The sequence below is a fragment of the Chrysanthemum yellows phytoplasma genome (assembly GCF_000803325.1).
Classification (GTDB): domain Bacteria; phylum Bacillota_I; class Bacilli_A; order Acholeplasmatales; family Acholeplasmataceae; genus Phytoplasma; species Phytoplasma asteris.
In genome coordinates, this window is the sequence record NZ_JSWH01000078.1 from 1 (window position 1) to 17,447 (window position 17,447).

Below are 17,447 nucleotides of genomic sequence, written 5' to 3' on the forward strand. Positions count from 1 at the left end.
TTATAAAAAAGTTACTCAAATTAGAATAAATTAGTATCTAGCATTTTTTATCGCACACACACACAATTTAAAAATTTTTAAAAAGTAATTTAGACAAAATAAGAAAAAAATAATTAAAAAAGATTTCAAAATATAAAAAGGAGTTATTATTTGGAAAAAGCTTTAGTATTAAGATTTTTGGCTGGAGTTTATTATATTAAAGATTTAGAAACTCAAATTATTTTGGAAGCTAAAAAAAGAGGCAAATTAAAAACCCCTGATATCAAAACTACCCAAAAAGAAAATAGTTCTGCCTCTGACTTTATTATTAAAGTAGGCGATATTGTGTTTTATGAACTTTCTTGTGATACTTATTTAATTCAATCTATTTTGCCTCGTAAAAATGAATTAAAAAGACCTAATGTTGCCAATATTGACCAGGTATTGCTAGTTTTTTCCTTAGTAAAGCCCAATTTTCAATTTCTTTTATTAGATAAGTTTTTATTAATTTTAGAACAACAAAAATTAGATGTAGTTTTGGTTTTTTCTAAAATAGATTTGTTAGAACCTGAAAACCTTACAACAATGCAACAACAATTATCTTATTACCAAAAATTTCAACCCTTTTATTATATTAACTCCAAGCAAAAAATAGGAATAGATGCCCTTAAACACATTTTTGCTAATCAAATTACAGTTTTGGCAGGACAAACCGGAGTAGGAAAATCGACCTTACTCAAAGCCTTAATTCCAGATGCCAAACTCAAAACACAAGAAATTTCTGAAAGTCTTGGCAGAGGCAAACATACCACCAAAAACGCCCAATTATACGAGTTTAATGGTGGATTTATTGTTGATACTCCTGGTTTTTCCAAACTAGACTTAACTACTTTTTGCCCTAGGACTTTAAAGAATTTTTATCCTGATTTTGTAGAACATGTTTGTGATTGTTTTTTTGGTGAAAGTTGTCTTCATTTGCAAGAAGAAAAATGTGGCGTTAAAAAATCCTTAGAAAACGGCAAAATACTTCCCTCTCGATATCAAAATTATGTGAGCTTTTACGAAGAAATCAAAAACCAACTCAAATATTAGTTATTTTTTATTTTTTTGCACATTTTTTTATAGCATCATTTTAGAACTCAATTTAAGAATTGCTACAAGATTGCATTTTATCTATTTTTTACACAATTGTAAAATCGCATTTTACCCCCAACCAAAAACCCCCCCCTTTTTTACCAACCAATTATTTTTTACAAAATAAAATACCATAAGGAAACTCAAAAATGAAAGTCGGAATTATTGGTTTGCCAAATGTGGGCAAATCTACCTTATTTAATGCTTTAACTAAAATGCAAGTTTTAGAAGCTAATTATCCTTTTGCCACTATCGAACCTAATGTTGGCATTGTAGAAGTTTCAGATTCGCGTCTCCAAACTTTATCTCAAATTTTTCAATCTCAAAAAACTATTTCTGCTTTGATAGAATTCAAAGATATTGCAGGTTTAGTGGCGGGAGCTTCCAAAGGCGAAGGGCTTGGCAATCAATTTTTAAGTCATATTCGCAATGTAGATGCTATTTGTCATGTGGTTAAATGTTTTGAAGACCCCAATATTGCTCATGTGACAGAAACGAATAATCCTGTAGAAGAAATTGATATTATTCAAACAGAACTAGCTTTAGCAGATTTAGAACAAATTGAAAAACGCTTACTTAAACTGGGTAAACAAAAAAATAAACTTGACAAAGAATTATTGCAAGAAAAAGCGTTATTAACCAAAATTAAAACCCATTTAACTACCCAAGATTTAAAAAATTTGGTTTTTTCGGATGAAGAATTAAAGCTTGTCAAAACCTTTAATTTGTTGTTTTTAAAACCTTCCCTTTATTTAGCCAACATTAAAGAACATGATTTATTATCTTTGGATTCCAACGTTTTTTATCAACAAGTTTTAGCGTATGCTACTAAAGAATCCAAAAAATTAATTCCTTTGTGTGTGCAATTAGAAAAAGAAATATCGTCTTTAGACTTTGCAGAAAAGCAACTTTTTTTAAAGGACTATGGTCTTGTAGAATCAGGGCTTACTAAATTAATTCAAGAAAGTTATGCTCTTTTAGGTCTCCAAACTTATTTTACTGCAGGACCTAAAGAAGTTCGTGCTTGGTCTTTTAAAAAAGGTCTTAAAGCTCCCGAATGCGCCCGCATTATTCACACCGATTTACAAAAAGGTTTTATTAAAGCCGAAGTTGTTTCTTACCTTGATTTATTAGAAGCCCAAACTTTTCAAAAAAGCAAAGAAAAAGGCAAAGTTCGCATTGAGGGCAAAGAATACATAGTTAAAGATGGTGATATTATTACTTTTAGATTTAATGTTTAGTTTAATATTCAAACTTTTAATTTTGAAATTCGATTTTTTCTATTTTCAACTTTAACCCCCCAAATAACAAATTATCAATTTAACAACCTAAAAATAAGGAGATAAAAAAGATATGACAACAAATTATAAAACAACTCTTTTGATGCCAAAAACTGATTTTCCTATGAAAGGAAATTTAGGCAAAAACGAAATTAACATTCAAAAACATTGGCAAAAACTTGACTTATATCAAAAAAAATTACAACAAAATCAAGACAACAACCCTTTTATTTTGCACGATGGACCTCCTTATGCTAACGGCAATATTCATATGGGACACGCCTTAAACAAAATTTTAAAAGATTTTATTGTTCGTTTTCGTAGTATGCAAGGTTTTTACACTCCTTTAATTCCTGGTTGGGATACTCATGGTTTGCCAATTGAGGCAGCAGTTCTTAAAAAAACTTCTAAAAATGCTTTTACCAGAAAGTCTTTCCTAGATAAATGTCAAGAATTTGCCTTGGAAAATGTTAATAATCAAAAACAGCAATTTCAAAGATTAGGTATTTTAGGAGATTGGCAAAATCCTTATTTAACGTTGGATAAAACTTTTGTTGCTGATCAGGTAAGAATTTTTGGACAAATGGTTGACAAAGGCTTAATTTTTAAAGCCCTCAAACCCATTCATTGGTCACCTACTTTAGAATCTGCTTTAGCAGAAGCAGAATTAGAGTACCGCAATCACCAATCTCCTTCTGTTTATGTTGCTTTTAGCATGAAAAAACTAGATATTTTTGACAATGTGGCTTTGGTAATTTGGACAACTACTCCTTGGACTTTGCCTGCCAATGTAGCAATTGCGGTGCATCCCGAAAAAGAATATCAATTAATTGAAGTTTTACAAAAACGCTATTTGGTAGGAACTAAAAACATTCCTTTTCTTCAAAAAGTTTTTGCTTGGAACAAAGAAAACATCAAAGTTGTTGCCACTTTTGAAGGAAAAACCTTAGAACATTTAACTTACCAAAATCACCTTGTTTCCAAATTCGGAAAAATAATTTTATCACAACACGTTTTGGATGAAGAAGGAACAGGACTAGTCCACATCGCTCCAGGACACGGTTTGGACGATTTTTTAGTAGGTCAAAAATATAATTTAGATGTTGTTTGTAGTATTGATAAAAAAGGTATGATGACAGATGTTTCCAAATATCAAGGTCTATTTTACACCAAAGCCAACGAAGCTATCATCTCTGATTTAGAAAAAGACCATTCTTTGCTTAAAGCAGATGTAATTTTGCACTCCTATCCTCATGATTGGCGCACTAAAAAACCAGTTATTTCTCTTGCACTTCCTCAATGGTTTGTCTCTATTAAAAAAATTAAATCTCTTTTGCTAGAAGAAACCCAAAAAGTTAAGTGGATTCCACGTTGGGGAGAATTAAAAATGACTAATATGATTACTAATCGTGAGGATTGGAATATTAGTCGTCAAAGAACTTGGGGCGTCCCCATTCCTATTTTTTACACCGAAACCCATCAACCCATTCTAGATTTAAAATTAATTAATCATGTAGCTGATTTATTCGAACAGCATGGAATGGATATTTGGTATGAATGGGATGTTAAAAAACTACTTCCTGAAAACTACATTAATCCCCAAAGTCCTAACAATTTGTTTACCAAAGAACTAGATATTATGGATGTTTGGTTTGACTCAGGAACTTCTTATAGTGTTTTTAAAAAACGTAATCAAGTTTTACAAAGTGATGTTTATTTGGAAGGCTCTGATCAATATCGTGGTTGGTTCAATTCTTCTTTAATTACTTCTGTAGCCACTCAAAATCAAGCTCCTTATAAAACTGTTATTACTCATGGTTTTGTTTTTGATGGTGAAGGCAAAAAAATGTCTAAATCTTTGGGCAATGTCATCGATCCATTAACTGTTGCTGAACAAAAAGGAGCAGATATTATTCGTTTATGGGTTGCAAACACTAATTATAATCTTGATGTGCGCATTAATCCTTCCATTTTAAAACAAGTAGAAGATCTTTATCGCAAAATTAGAAACACCTTCCGTTTTATGTTAGGTAATTTAGATAATTTTAAAAAAGATACTAATTATATTGCCTTTGAACAAAGAACTTTTATCCATCAAGCAATGATGCTAGATTTTGAAGAAGTGTTAAAAAACGTACTACATTCTTATGATACTTATAATTTTGAAGGTGTTTTAAGGCATCTATTCCCCTTCATTACTAATAAAATCAGTGCTTTTTATCTCGATTTTGCCAAAGATATTTTATACATCGAAAAAGAAGATCACAAAGAAAGAAAGATGATTCAATCAACTATCTATGATTTGTTATTATCGCTTTTACAAGTTTTAACTCCAATTATTCCTCACACTACTTCAGAAGTTTACGGCTTTTTTCCTTTTGCTGTAGAAAAAGATATTTATTTAGAAAAAATGCCACAACTCAAAGCACGTCCAACTTCTCATCTTTTATTAGAATATCATAAATTTTTAACATTAAGAAAAAACGTTTTACAATATTTGGAAAAAGCAAGACAAAGTGGGCTTATTAATTCTTCTTTGGAAGCCCATATTACGTTATCATTAACCCAAGAAGAAATGCATGCTTTGGATGTTTTACAAATTAAAGATCAATTGCATCAACTTTTTATAGTCTCTAAAGTAACACTTCAATTAAAAGATACTTTTGATGTTAAAGTTGCCAAAGCTTCTGGGTATGCTTGTCAAAGATGTTGGAATGTAGTAATCACCAAACCCCTTACTCCTTTGTGCACGCGTTGCCAAAATATATTAAAATAAAAGAAATAGGTTTATTATGAAAAATGGTATGAAAAATATTGAAAAATTTCCTCCAATAAAGAAAAAAATTCAATATGTTCAAGAATTTAAAAAAATATTAATTTTATCCTTATCCTTAATAGTATATGTTTTAGTTTCTGTTTGGGCTTTTGATTGCACCCGAGATGGCGGATATAAAACTGATCTTTTTCCTACTGGTGTTATTGGTTTAGGCAATGTAATAGGTAAATTATTACATAAAGCAGGAAAGATTGAAACCAATAATATTATAGTTATTGCTGGTACTTTTTACTTTGTTGTTAATGTTTTCTTATTGTTTTTTATCTCTCGTCGTTATTTGGGTAAATATTTTACCATTACTACTGCATTTGCAACTGTCCTTCTTTTTGTTTCAGTGTTTTTTATTGAAAACCAAGTTAAACAAGGTTTTTTATATCATACTGAACGATTTTTTGGAATATTCAAAACTGAAAGTGATTTTTTAAGCGATCTTACCAGAGTTTTTTTTGCAGGTATTTTAATAGGTATTTTTAATGGTATTCCTGTAAGAATTGGTGCTTCTACTGGAGGACTTGATATTGTTGCTAAATATTTATCTGTTTATAAGAAAAAAGATATCTCTTTTGTAGTAGAAATGTTTGGCTATACTCTTATGATTTTTGGTGCTGTGGGTGTTTTTATTATTGAATATTTTTATAAAGAAACAGGTCTCAAAGAACTTACTACACAAATATCTTTATCACTTTTTTATACTGTTTTACGTATTAAATTATCTGCCTTATTTATGGGATTGATAACTTCTGTTCCCCAAAAAGAAACGAAACTAAACTGCTAAAACAGTTTAGTTTTTTTATTTTATTTGCACGCTTCACTTATTTTTATTAGTTGTAAAACTCAATTTCATAATACATGCAAAACAAATTGAAATTTTTACTTTTTGCTTTGCACAAAATATTTTTTGTATTTATATTAAATTAAAGGAATTTTAATGAAACATTCATTTAGTCAAAAAAACCCTGAACAATCGCAAGCATTGTTACAAACCAAAATCACAAAAGGGCTTACTTCCCAAGAAGCCTTGCAAAGACTTCAAATTAACGGTAAAAATCAAATTCAATCCCTTACCAAACCCACTTTTTGGCATAAATTCCAACAACAATTTAAAGATTTTTTAGTTATTGTCCTTCTATTAGCAGCTACAATTAATTTCGTGATTGGTATTTTACAAGGAAACAAAGAAGAACTTTTGGAAGGCTGTTTTATTTTGATTATTGTCCTTCTTAACGCCTTTTTAAGTATTTATTACGAAACTAAAACCCAAAAAGTTTTAGCTAATGTATCAAAAAAAGCTTCCCTTAATGCCAAAGTAATAAGAGATAGCAAACCGCTTTTAATTCCTATGCAAAATTTAGTGATAGGAGATATTGTCATTTTAGAAACTGGTGATATTATTCCAGCTGATATGATACTTTTAGAAACATTTAATTTATATGTAGATGAATCTTTGTTTACAGGAGAATCGCAAGCTGTTTTAAAAAGTGCTTGTGTTTGTGTCCAAAATGCAGCTCTTACTAATCAAAACATGGCTTTTATGAATACTGTTATTTTAAAAGGAAGAGCTAAAGGAGTGGTTTTTGCTTCAGGAATGCAAACTGAAATTGGAAAAATTACCCAGTTTATTTCTCAACCCCAACAAGAAAAAACACCATTAGAACAAAATATTGCCAAATTAACCAAAAAGTTAACTTTGATAATTGGTATTATTATTTTCCTTAATGGCTTGTGGACGATTTTTAAAAACATTTACAGCTCAACTTTTAGCTCTCACATTTTGAAACATACTTTTTTGGATGCCATTGCTCTTGCAGTTGCTGCTATTCCTGAAAGTTTATTAATTATTATGACTTTAATTTTGGCTTTGGGAATGAAAAAACTTGCTCTTAAAAAAGCTATTGTCAAAAATTTAAAAACCTTAGAAACTTTGGGGGCTGTTAATGTTATTTGTACTGATAAAACAGGAACTTTAACCCAAAATAATATGACTGTTAAAAAAATTATAGTTTGTAATTCTTTGGAAAAAATAAGTCCCTTTTGTGTGGAAAATATTAATGAACCCAAACCCTTTAATTTAGAAAAGTTGCTTTTATTTGGTATTTTATGTAATGATGCTTTGATTAGTGTTGCAAAAACAACCAACGATAAAACTTCAAACAACTTAGAAATTATTGCTGATCCTACTGAAAAAGCCTTTATTAATTTAGCTTTGTTTTATCAATATGATGCGTTTTTACTCCAAAAGAAATATCCTCGATTTGCAGAAATTGCCTTTGATTCCCAAAGGAAATTGATGACTACTTTTCATCATAAAGACGGATTTATTTATGCCATTACTAAAGGTGCTCCAGAAGTTTTGTTGCAAAAATGTAGTCAAGTTCAATATCAAGAACAAACCATTGCAAAAGATACTAAAATAATAAAAATATTAGAAAAACAAATTAGTCAATTAAGTGAGCAATCTTTGCGAGTTTTGGGAGTTGCTTATCGTGTATTTTCTCTTGATTTAGAGACGATTCTTAAAAACAATCCTGATATTTTTGAACAAGATCTTATTTTTTTAGGGGCAGTGGCGATGGAAGATCCCATTCGAAAAGAAGTTATGCAAGCCATTTTTAAATGCAATCAAGCACGCGTCACTCCGATTATGATTACAGGGGATCATTTAAAAACTGCTTTTGTGATTGCCAAAAAATTAAATATTTTATCCAAACCTCAAGATTTAGCCATTACAGGAGATGAATTAGCTCAAATGCCAGAGGAAGAATTTTTGGAAAAATTATTGCAAATTAAAGTTTATGCAAGAACTAATCCTCATCATAAATTAAAAATTGTGAAAGCTTGGCAAAAAAAGGTTTTGTGGTGGCAATGACAGGAGATGGCATAAATGATTCTTTAAGCATTAAACAAGCCAATGTGGGAATTGCTATGGGAATTGCAGGTACTGATGTTTGTAAAATGGCATCAGATATGATTTTAACAGATGATAATTTTGCTACTATTACGAATGCTTTAGAAGAAGGGCGAAATATTTTCAATAATATTAAAAAAAGTTTAGTTTTTCTTTTGAGTTGTAATGTTGGTGAAATTATTTTGATTTTGCTTGGTAATTTTTTAGGAATTTTCTTTTTTGGGTGTGATTTTAAAATTTTGACTGCTTTACAAATTCTTTGGATTAATTTAGTTACTGATTCATTGCCAGCAATGGCTTTGGGAATCGAACCACAAGAAACAAATTCTATGTCGCCAAAAACTTATAATCCTAAAGGAAGTTTGCTAAATAAAAAAACTTATCAAAAAATTATTTTGGAAGGATTTTTAATTGGTCTTTTGGCTTTTGTGGCTTCTTTAATAGGATATTATAATCATGATAGTGATAAAATAAGATATGCTCAAACTTTTGCTTTTATGGTTTTGGCGTTTTCACAATTGATTCATGTATGGAATTTGCGAAGTTTTTGCACTTCTGTTTTTAAGTTAAAAATAAATTCCTTTTTGATTAAAGCGTTTGCCATTAGTGTATTTTTGCAATTAATCATAATTTTTGTCCCTTTTTTAAGAGATTTATTTCAATTAATTTCTTTAACAACAAAAGATTTTGTAATCATTTTATTACTATCTTTGTTGCCTTTGTTGTTTGTAGAAATTAAAAAAAGATTTTGTCATTGTAAATGCCATAAATGTAGATGATATTAAAAAACAAAAAAGACTCTTCTTGAAAGAGTCTTTTTTTATATTCTTAAATTAATTATTCAAATATTTATTTTCTAAATATTGTAAAAAGGTTTCAGGGTTAATTTGGGGCATGCCTGTTGCTTTGAACACAAATTCTTGGTTGGTATAAAAAGAACCCCAGTTTCTTATTTTTTGATCTAAATATTGATTTAAAGTTTCAAATTTGCCTGTTTCAAACCCCTCTTTAATATTAGGATTTGCTTTTTGAACGTTTTTCATTATCATGGATGCTAAAATAGCTCCATTTAAATAGCTAGGGAAATAACCAAAACTTCCTTGAGGCCAGTGAATATCTTGCAAGCATCCAAGACCTACGTTGGGTGGGGTAATTCCTAGATATTCTTTCATTTTGCAATTCCAAAAGTGAGGTAAATCATCCAAAGACAACTGATCAGAAATTAATAATTCTTCAATTTCAAAACGCAAAATAACATGGAAAGGATAAGTTACTTCATCAGCATAAATACGAACAAAATCAGGTTTTACTTGGTTGGCTTGTTTAAATAAATTTTGTGGAGTTAATGAAGGATTGTAAAAATTTAATTCTGTTTTTAAAATATTTACTAAGTAAGTTAAAAATTCTTGAGATTTAGCAACTTGTTTTTCCATTAATAAAGATTGGCTTTCATCAAAAGAAAAGCTTCGTGGAGTGCCTACTGGTTGATTTTTGTATTGTTGGGGTAAATTTTGGGCGTATAAACCGTGTCCTACTTCGTGTATAGTGGCTAAAAAACTATCTAAAAAATTGTTTGCATTATAATTGGAAGTAAGGCGCACATCATAAGGAGTGCCTCCACAAAAAGGGTGGATGGATTCATCTAGGCGACCATAATTGCAATCAAATCCTATTTTGGGCATAATGATTTGATTTAATTTTTTTTGGTTTTCTAAAGTCATTGCAATATCTTTGTAAAGGTGTTTTTCTTGTTCTTGTTTTTGCAAAATAGTTTTCATTAAAGGTGGTAATTTTTCTTTGATGACGTTAAATATTTGTTTGATTTTGGTAGCAGTCATTCCAGGGTCATATTGATCGATGAGAGCATCATACAAAGATACGCCTAATTTTTGGGATCTGAGATTTGCTACTTCTTTGGTGTAATTGAGTACTTTTTGAAAATAAGGTTTGAAGCTGTTATAATCATTATTTTTTTTGGCTTGTCTCCACATTATTTCTGATTTGGTAGTTGCTAAAATTAAATTATTTTGTAGTTCTTCAGGGATTATTTCTTCGGATTGTATTTTGGATGTTATTTCTCGTAGATTAGCTTGTTGCCAAGAATTGAGAGTTTCTTGTTCTTGTTGTGTTTGTAAAAGCAAATTTTTGGTTTCTTGTGAAGTTAATAGTTTTTTTATAATTTGGGTTAAATCGATGATTTCTAAAGCGCGGCTTTCTTGGGAGCCCTTTTTAATGTTGCAAGCCATATCCCAGTTTAATATATTGATAATATTTTCTAAACGACCAATTTTTTCAAATCTTTGTTCTAATTTTTGATAATTAATTGACATATAAGGATTCCTTAGTTATTTATATTATTTGTAAACAAATGTTTTTTTGCGATGGGTTTATGAGAGGTTAATTTTTGAAAAAAGCTTTGTTTTTTTATTAAAGTTGAAAAAAATAGTTTGATTTAAGTATAAATCAAACTTTAATTTTTAATAAATTATTATTTTGTTTATTGCGATTTTAATGGTGTGTAAGTTTGCAAATATTTTATTTTCTAATTTGCATCTTTTGGATTAAAAATTTGGATAAAACCTTTACCTATTAAATTAAAAGATAAACTAGTTAATAAAATAATGATAAAAGGTCCAAAAAATAAATGAGGATAGAATCTAATATCACTTCTACTAGCATTTAAAATATTGCCCCATTCAGGAATTGTAGGATCGAGACCTAATCCAACAAAACTTAACCCCGATATTGTTAAAATAACTGTTGCCATACCTATTGTTATTCTTGTGATAATAATAGACCATAGATGAGGCAAAACATGTTTGAAAATTATACAAAATTCATTTGATCCTAAAGCTTTAGAAGCTTTGATAAAACCTTTTTGCCTAATTTTCATGGTATTTGCTCTTATGATTCGAATAAAAGTAGGAGCATTAGAAATACTTAGAGCAATTATTAATGATAATTTTTTGTTGTCTTTCAAAAAAAACATAATTAAAATAGCTAAAATAACATCGGGAAAAACTACTAAAATATCACATATAAAATTAATGATATTATCAAAAATATTTTTGAAATAACCTGAAATAATTCCTAATAACGTTCCTATTATACTAGCCATCATAATAGAACAAAAACCTATAGTTAAAGATTTTTTAGTTCCTTCTAACATTCTATTAAATAAATCATGTCCAGTAGAATCTGTTCCCATGAGATGTTTTAAACTAATGCTTTGTAAACGTTTATAATGAGATGATGCATCAGGATTTTTATATAAAGGAGTAAAAGGAATTAAATAAACAGCTAAAAATAAAATAGTTAAAAATAAAGAACCAAATAAAATATTTTTATTTTTTGCCCAATATTTTAATTTTTTTTGGAAAAAAAGAAATGGTTTAAAGTTTTTTTTCATAATAAATGATTGTATCCTTTTTGCATATTTATCCCTTTTGTTTAATTTTGGGATCTAACCAAGCATACACTAAGTCTAGAAATAAATTCCAAATAGCTATAAATAAAGCGAGTAAAATAATACAACATTGAATAACAGGATAATTTCTATTATCAAATGCATGTTTTATTAAAACACCTACCCCTTTTATTTCGAAAATATTTTCTGTAATAATAGAACCACCGATTAAAAAACTTAGAAGTAAACCGATGTGTGCTACAACAGGAATTAAAGCATTTTTTAAAGCGTGCTTAAAAATAATATTTTTTTTAGACAATCCTTTAGAATAGGCCGTTTTGATATATGGTTGTGACAAACATTCTTCCATGCTTGTTTTAGTAGTTTTAAAAACAGAACCCGATATTAATAAAGAAAGAGTTAAAATAGGCAAAACCACATGTTTAGGAGTATCAAAATCAGCTACTGGGAATAATCTTAAATAATGACCTAATGTAAGTTGCAATAAGATGCCAATGATAAAACTAGGAGAAGAAATGATGATAATAGAATAAAAATCTAGTATAAAGCTTTTTTTGGACCCTTCATAAAAAGCTGATAATGCTCCTAAAAAAATCCCTAATAAAGAACCAAAAAAACAACTTAAAAAAGCCAATTTAAAGGTATTAGTAAAAGCTTTTGTAAAAAGGTTGAAAACTGGCTCTTTTGTGCCATAATAAGATTTTCCAAAATCTCCTATAAAAATATTTTTGAAATAATTTATAAATTGAGTTTTTAAAGGTTTATCTAATCCTAATTCCTTTTCCTTTAATTTTCTTAGTTCAGGAGTAAGTCCTTTTTCAAACATAGCATCAACAGGATCACCTGGTATCATTTTCATAGTAAAAAAACTGATAAATATGACTGTTATAAATAATGTTATAGTGTATAAACTTTTTTTAAAAATATATTTTATCAACGAAATTTACCTCAAAAATTTAGAATATTTCATTTATGAATTTTTATTGGGTGATTTAAATAATATAAAAAATTATAGGTTAATTTTAATTGATGTATTAAAAAACATATTTGTTTTCTATAACGAAATTAACCATTTTTTTAATATTAAATTTTTTTTATAAATGTATTAATCAAAACCCATTATTTTTTTATGATTTTTGTAAAATCAAAATGTGAGAAAAGATCTGATTTAAAGCCTTGTTTGATATTTTTGGAAGTAATTACATAATTAGGATAACTATATAAAGGAATAACATAAAATTCTTTATGTATATATTGGCTTATTTCTTTTAATAAATTAGTATATTTTTCTTCACTTGTTTCTTTTTCAACTTGTAATAATTTATTTTCTATATGGCTTTTATCATCATTATCAATATGACAAAAATTATTGGGATTGTTGTTAGTTAAAAAATAATCACGTAAAACTTTATGCCCCCATTTTGATTCATAGTTTTCACCTAAAAAAATCATATTGTAAGAAGAGTTATCTTTTTTGGCTTCTGTTAATAAAGCTTTAAAATCCATAGGAGCAAATTCTATTATAAAACCAACTTTTCTTAGTTGTTCTATTATTTTATGTTCAAAAAGATACTCAGATTTTGTAATGCATCCTATTTTAAGTTTTTTAGCAGTTTTATCTAGTTTTTGGACATATTTTTTAGCTTGTAAAAAGTTTGTTGGATAAGCATCTAATTCGTTATCGAATCCTTTCAAGGTTTCTGGCAAAAAAGTTTTTAATTTTTGAGCAGGGATTTCCAAATCAGATATTATTTTTTCAATATCTAACGACCAAGAAATAGCTTCTCTTGTTTCTAGAGAGGTTTTATCTTTATTAATGTATAAATATCTAGCTGAAACATCTTTATTTTCAACTACTTCAACACTATGGCTTAATTTATCTTTTATAATTTGAATTTTATGAGATGGATAATCCAGACAAGCGTCTAAAGAACCATTTTCTACTTGTTGTAAATTAGTATCATTATTTTTATTAATTTTGAAAATGATTGTTTTAGGACTGTCTTTAATTGTGTCTTTATTGTAATAATTATTAAATTTTTCCATTTTGATTTCATCATTTGATTTATATTCAATTAATTTATAAGGTTCAGTGCCAATTTGTAATCCTTTTTCTTCGTTTTCTTCTACAGCTTTTTTATTTAGGATTCTGATAAAATTACAAAAAGTAAAGTGCCAATAAGGTGTTTTTTCTTTTAATTCGATTTCAAATTCTATGTTGTTTATTCTTTTGATTGCTTTGATTTCTTCAAACTGAGGATGTTTATTTTTGTGTCCTCTTTCGATTGTAAATATAACATCATCAGTTGTTATATTTACGCCATTGTGAAATAAAATATCACCTCTAAGTTCAAACTTTAATAAAGTTTTGTCTTGGTTTTGATTTGCATCACTTTCAACTAATTTAGCTAATTTACTTATGATTTTACCTTCTTTTTCTTCTAATAAAGTGTCATGAACTAAACGTAAATATCTATTAGAATAAGTAGAAAAAGTGTTTTCTGGAGAAGTAATATCAAATCCTTGGATATCTGATATAACAGCTATTTTAATTGTGTCTTTATCGTCTTCATGTTTTTTGCTTGGGAATAAATGCCACCACAAAATGATTAAAATTATAACTGTTAAAGCTCCAACACTTATATATATTTTTATTTTTTTTCATTCATTTTGCTTTGTTTTTACTTTCCTAATTATTTAATTATAAATCTATTTATTATTTATTGAATATTTTTTTATTTACTTAATTGGACTTTTGTAAAATCAGTTCTTGTGAAAAGATCACATTTAAGACCTTGGACTTTTTTGCTTGTTAAGAAATATATGTTTTGTTGATAAAAAGGAACAACATATTTCTTTTTGTCTAAATGAGTTTGAATTTGTTGAATTTTTTGTACGTAAGTACCTAAATCTATATTTGTTTGAGATTGTTCTAAAAGATCTTTTAGTGTTTGGTCTCCTGAAATATGAGCCCAAGTTCCTTGGGTAGAATCCCCCTCTTTTTTTGGTGTCATATAATCTGTTAAAACTTTATGACCGTATGCCATTTCATGCATATCACTCATAAACAAAATGTCATAATCTCCTTTTTTTAAATTTGTTTTGAATGTATTAAATTCTGGTATGTCTAATGTTACTTCAAAACCTACTTCTTGTAGTTGTTCTTTTATTTTGTTTGCTACTTCTGGAGTTTCCTTAGCAGAAAAACCGAATTTAATTTTTTTATTTGGAAGTTGGCTAACTTGGTTTTTAACTTCTTGTGTGTTTTTATTATAAGCATATGAAATATTTGGATTATGACCTTTTTCTCCTTCGGGGATAAAAGTTTTTAAAGGTTTAACTGGTAATTCCAGTTGAGTAATTATTTTTTCAATATCTAAAGCTTGAGCAATTAATTTTCTTTTTTCAAGTTCAACTTTTTGATTATTCATCATTAAATAACTACATTTAACAGCGGCATTTTCAACAACTGTAATATCTTTTTGTTTTTTTGCATCGGCTACTTTATTTACTGGAAAGTCTAAGACAGCATCCACAGTCCCTGCGCTTAACTGTAATAAAGCTGTATCCTGATTAGAAATGGTTTTAAAAACGATTTCTTTTTGGCTGTTTTTTATTTTTTCTTTGTCAAAATATTTATCAAAAAGTTTTAAATTTATTACTTTTTCAGAAGAATCCCATGAAACTAATTGATAAGGACCTGAACCAACCTTAAGTCCTTCTAATTGATCTTTTGTTTGGTCTTGTTTAACTGCTTCTTGGCTTATTATTCTTTGCTTAGCGATGCTTTCATAGGCAAAAGCAGGGAATGCTTTAAGATTTAGTTTTACTTTTGTGCCGCCTTCTAATTCTTCAACTGATTCAATATTTTCATATTCATCGTGTTGTTTTCCTTTTTTTCTTTCAAAAGAAAATTTGACATCTTTTGCAGTTAATTTTTTACCGTTGTGAAATAAAACATCATCTCTGAGAGTAAAAACAACTGCATCTTCATTTTCCACTTTATCCCATGATGTAGCTACTTGAGGCAAAACATCGCCATTTTCATTTGTAGAAACTAAAGTAGAGTGGATGCAGTAAAACAATCTATCTCCTTGTACACTTTGAGTGTGATCTTTATTTCCTGGGTCATAACCTACAATATCATTTGGCATTGCTACTACAAAATTATTTCTTGGGGGAGTTGTTTTAAAAAGCTTTTTGTAGACTACAAAACCCATTACAACAAATAAAATAACTGCTGCTCCTATAACTAATTGTTTTTTATATTTTTGTAATAATTGTTTAAAATTCATTTTTTTATTTCCTTTTTTGTTTGTGTTTTGAAAAAAAAATTATTTTTATTATGAATAAAATTTTATTTACTTACTTTAACTTGGGTAAAATCAGTTCTTGTAAAAGGATCGCATGTAAGACCTTGGACTTTTTTACTCGTTAAAAAATATATGTCTTGTTGATAAAAAGGAATAACATATTTATTTGTGTATAAATGAGTTTGAATATCTTTTACTTTTTGTTCGTAAATGTTTTTATCAGTGATTGTTTGGGTTTCATCTAAAAGTTTTTTTAGTGTTGTGTCTCCTTGAATGTGAGAATGGCTTTTGGGAGTTTGTTTTCCTTCTTTTTCGAATATTGGGTTCATATAATCTATTAAAACTTTATGACCGTATGGCATTTCATTCATATTACTCATAAAAGATATGTCATATTTGCCATTTTTGGAATTTGTAAAAAAAGTAAGCGATTCTGGTATGTTTACTATAACTTCAAAACCTACCTCTTGTAATTGTTCTTTTATTTTGTGTACTACTTCTTTTATTTCTTTAAAAGAAGCTCCTAATTTAATTTCCTTGTCTTTTTCGCTTAAAAGACTAACTTTGTTTTTAACTTCGTTTTGGTTTGAATCATAAGCGTATTGAATATTTTCGTTATGTCCTATTTCTCCTTGAGGAACAAAAGTTTTTAAAGGATTAACGGGTAAATTTAGATCAGCAATTATCTTTTCGATATTTAGAGTTTGGGCGATTAATTCTCTTTTCCCCTTTTTAACTTTGTTGTTGTTGATAAATAAAACACTACATTTGGCACCTTTATTTTGGACGACTTCAATATTTTTTTTGTTGCTTGCATTAGTTATTTTGTTTATTGGAAAATCTAAGATAGCATCCACAGTTCCTTCTTCTAATTGCAATAAAGAAGTATCGTAGTTAGAGTTAACTTTAAAAAGGATTTCTTTTTGGCTGTTTTTTATTTTGTCTTTATTAAAGTATTTGTCAAAAAGTCCTAATTTTATTATTTTGTTAGAAGAATCTTCATAAATTAATTGATAAGGACCTGAACCAATTTTTAGTCCTTCTAATTGATTGTGTGTTTGGTCTTTTTCTAGTGATTCTTTACTAAGTATTTTGTATTTAGCAATAAGTTCATAGACAAAAATAGGTAAAGCTTGCAACTTAAGTTTTACCTTTGTATCATTTTCTAGCGTTTCGATTGATTTAATAATAGCATATTCGTCATTTCCTTTTTCTTTGGCTCGTTCAAAAGAAAATTTGACATCTTGTGCAGTTAATTTTTTGCCGTTATGAAATAAAACATCATCTCTTAGAGTAAAAATAATGGCATCTTCATTTTCCACTTTATCCCATGATGTAGCTACTTGAGGCAAAACATCGCCATTTTCATTTGTAGAAATTAAAGCAGAGTGAATACAACAAAATAATCTGTCTCCTTGTGCGTTGGAAGTGTGTGCTTTTTGTCCTGGATCAAATCCGTTAACATAGTTAGGAATTATAACTATAAAATCATTTCTTGGGGGTTGTTTTTGAAAAAATATTTTGTAGGTTGCAAAACTTATTATACTAAGTAAAAAAAATGTTCCACTAATAA

12 protein-coding genes are annotated in these 17,447 nt (G+C 28.3%); 6 read left to right on the plus strand and 6 right to left on the minus strand.

Going from position 1 to position 17,447, the window contains the following annotated elements; genetic code table 11:
• Positions 1–150: 150 nt before the first annotated feature.
• The 6 genes from rsgA (at position 151) to OL66_RS04255 (ending at position 8,913) form a co-directional block, all read left to right on the plus strand.
• Positions 151–1,071, plus strand: coding sequence for a ribosome small subunit-dependent GTPase A (gene rsgA / locus OL66_RS01010; RefSeq protein ID WP_011160557.1), 921 nt, complete (start codon positions 151–153; stop codon positions 1,069–1,071).
• A gap of 191 nt (positions 1,072–1,262) precedes the next feature.
• Positions 1,263–2,354: a redox-regulated ATPase YchF gene (gene ychF, locus OL66_RS01015; protein WP_011160558.1), complete on the plus strand. Its 1,092-nt coding sequence runs from the start codon at positions 1,263–1,265 to the stop codon at positions 2,352–2,354.
• A 112-nt stretch (positions 2,355–2,466) separates the two neighbouring features.
• The gene (ileS, locus tag OL66_RS01020) at positions 2,467–5,169 is read left to right on the plus strand and encodes an isoleucine--tRNA ligase (protein WP_034172109.1); all 2,703 of its coding nucleotides are present in this window, start codon (positions 2,467–2,469) and stop codon (positions 5,167–5,169) included.
• A gap of 28 nt (positions 5,170–5,197) precedes the next feature.
• The gene (locus OL66_RS01025) at positions 5,198–6,004 is read left to right on the plus strand and encodes a YitT family protein (protein ID WP_238568777.1); all 807 of its coding nucleotides are present in this window, start codon (positions 5,198–5,200) and stop codon (positions 6,002–6,004) included.
• A 153-nt stretch (positions 6,005–6,157) separates the two neighbouring features.
• Entirely contained in the window at positions 6,158–8,095 is a 1,938-nt protein-coding gene (locus OL66_RS01030; RefSeq protein WP_238568778.1) for a cation-translocating P-type ATPase, read from the plus strand.
• The gene (locus OL66_RS04255; protein WP_238568779.1) at positions 8,092–8,913 is read left to right on the plus strand and encodes an HAD-IC family P-type ATPase; all 822 of its coding nucleotides are present in this window, start codon (positions 8,092–8,094) and stop codon (positions 8,911–8,913) included. The genes OL66_RS01030 and OL66_RS04255 overlap by 4 nt, the downstream gene beginning before the upstream one ends.
• Positions 8,914–8,967: 54 nt before the next feature.
• Here OL66_RS04255 and OL66_RS01035 read toward each other — a convergent pair whose 3' ends face one another.
• The 6 genes from OL66_RS01035 to OL66_RS01065 all read right to left on the minus strand — a co-directional run.
• On the minus strand, positions 8,968–10,464 hold the full coding sequence (locus OL66_RS01035) for a carboxypeptidase M32 (RefSeq protein ID WP_034172111.1): 1,497 nt from the start codon (positions 10,462–10,464) through the stop codon (positions 8,968–8,970).
• Between the two features lie 212 nt (positions 10,465–10,676).
• The gene (locus tag OL66_RS01040) at positions 10,677–11,543 is read right to left on the minus strand and encodes an ABC transporter permease (protein ID WP_034172112.1); all 867 of its coding nucleotides are present in this window, start codon (positions 11,541–11,543) and stop codon (positions 10,677–10,679) included.
• A gap of 28 nt (positions 11,544–11,571) precedes the next feature.
• Positions 11,572–12,498, minus strand: a complete 927-nt coding sequence (locus OL66_RS01045) for an ABC transporter permease (protein ID WP_011160565.1) — start codon at positions 12,496–12,498, stop codon at positions 11,572–11,574.
• Positions 12,499–12,680: 182 nt separating this feature from the next.
• Complete coding sequence (locus tag OL66_RS01055) at positions 12,681–14,165, minus strand: ABC transporter substrate-binding protein (protein WP_034172114.1); 1,485 nt, start codon at positions 14,163–14,165, stop codon at positions 12,681–12,683.
• A gap of 131 nt (positions 14,166–14,296) precedes the next feature.
• On the minus strand, positions 14,297–15,856 hold the full coding sequence (locus OL66_RS01060; RefSeq protein WP_034172115.1) for an ABC transporter substrate-binding protein: 1,560 nt from the start codon (positions 15,854–15,856) through the stop codon (positions 14,297–14,299).
• Between the two features lie 62 nt (positions 15,857–15,918).
• The coding region (locus tag OL66_RS01065; RefSeq protein ID WP_052177930.1) for an ABC transporter substrate-binding protein at positions 15,919–17,447 on the minus strand (1,529 nt) is incomplete at its 5' end.

Bases quoted from the DNA above. Each gene is read 5' to 3' on its own strand.
- OL66_RS04255 (WP_238568779.1), top strand. From the start codon at position 8,092: ATGACAGGAGATGGCATAAATGATTCTTTAAGCATTAAACAAGCCAAT.
- OL66_RS01040 (WP_034172112.1), bottom strand. From the start codon at position 11,543: ATGAAAAAAAACTTTAAACCATTTCTTTTTTTCCAAAAAAAATTAAAA.
- ileS (WP_034172109.1), top strand. From the start codon at position 2,467: ATGACAACAAATTATAAAACAACTCTTTTGATGCCAAAAACTGATTTT.
- OL66_RS01035 (WP_034172111.1), bottom strand. From the start codon at position 10,464: ATGTCAATTAATTATCAAAAATTAGAACAAAGATTTGAAAAAATTGGT.
- OL66_RS01025 (WP_238568777.1), top strand. From the start codon at position 5,198: ATGAAAAATATTGAAAAATTTCCTCCAATAAAGAAAAAAATTCAATAT.
- OL66_RS01030 (WP_238568778.1), top strand. From the start codon at position 6,158: ATGAAACATTCATTTAGTCAAAAAAACCCTGAACAATCGCAAGCATTG.
- OL66_RS01060 (WP_034172115.1), bottom strand. From the start codon at position 15,856: ATGAATTTTAAACAATTATTACAAAAATATAAAAAACAATTAGTTATA.
- ychF (WP_011160558.1), top strand. From the start codon at position 1,263: ATGAAAGTCGGAATTATTGGTTTGCCAAATGTGGGCAAATCTACCTTA.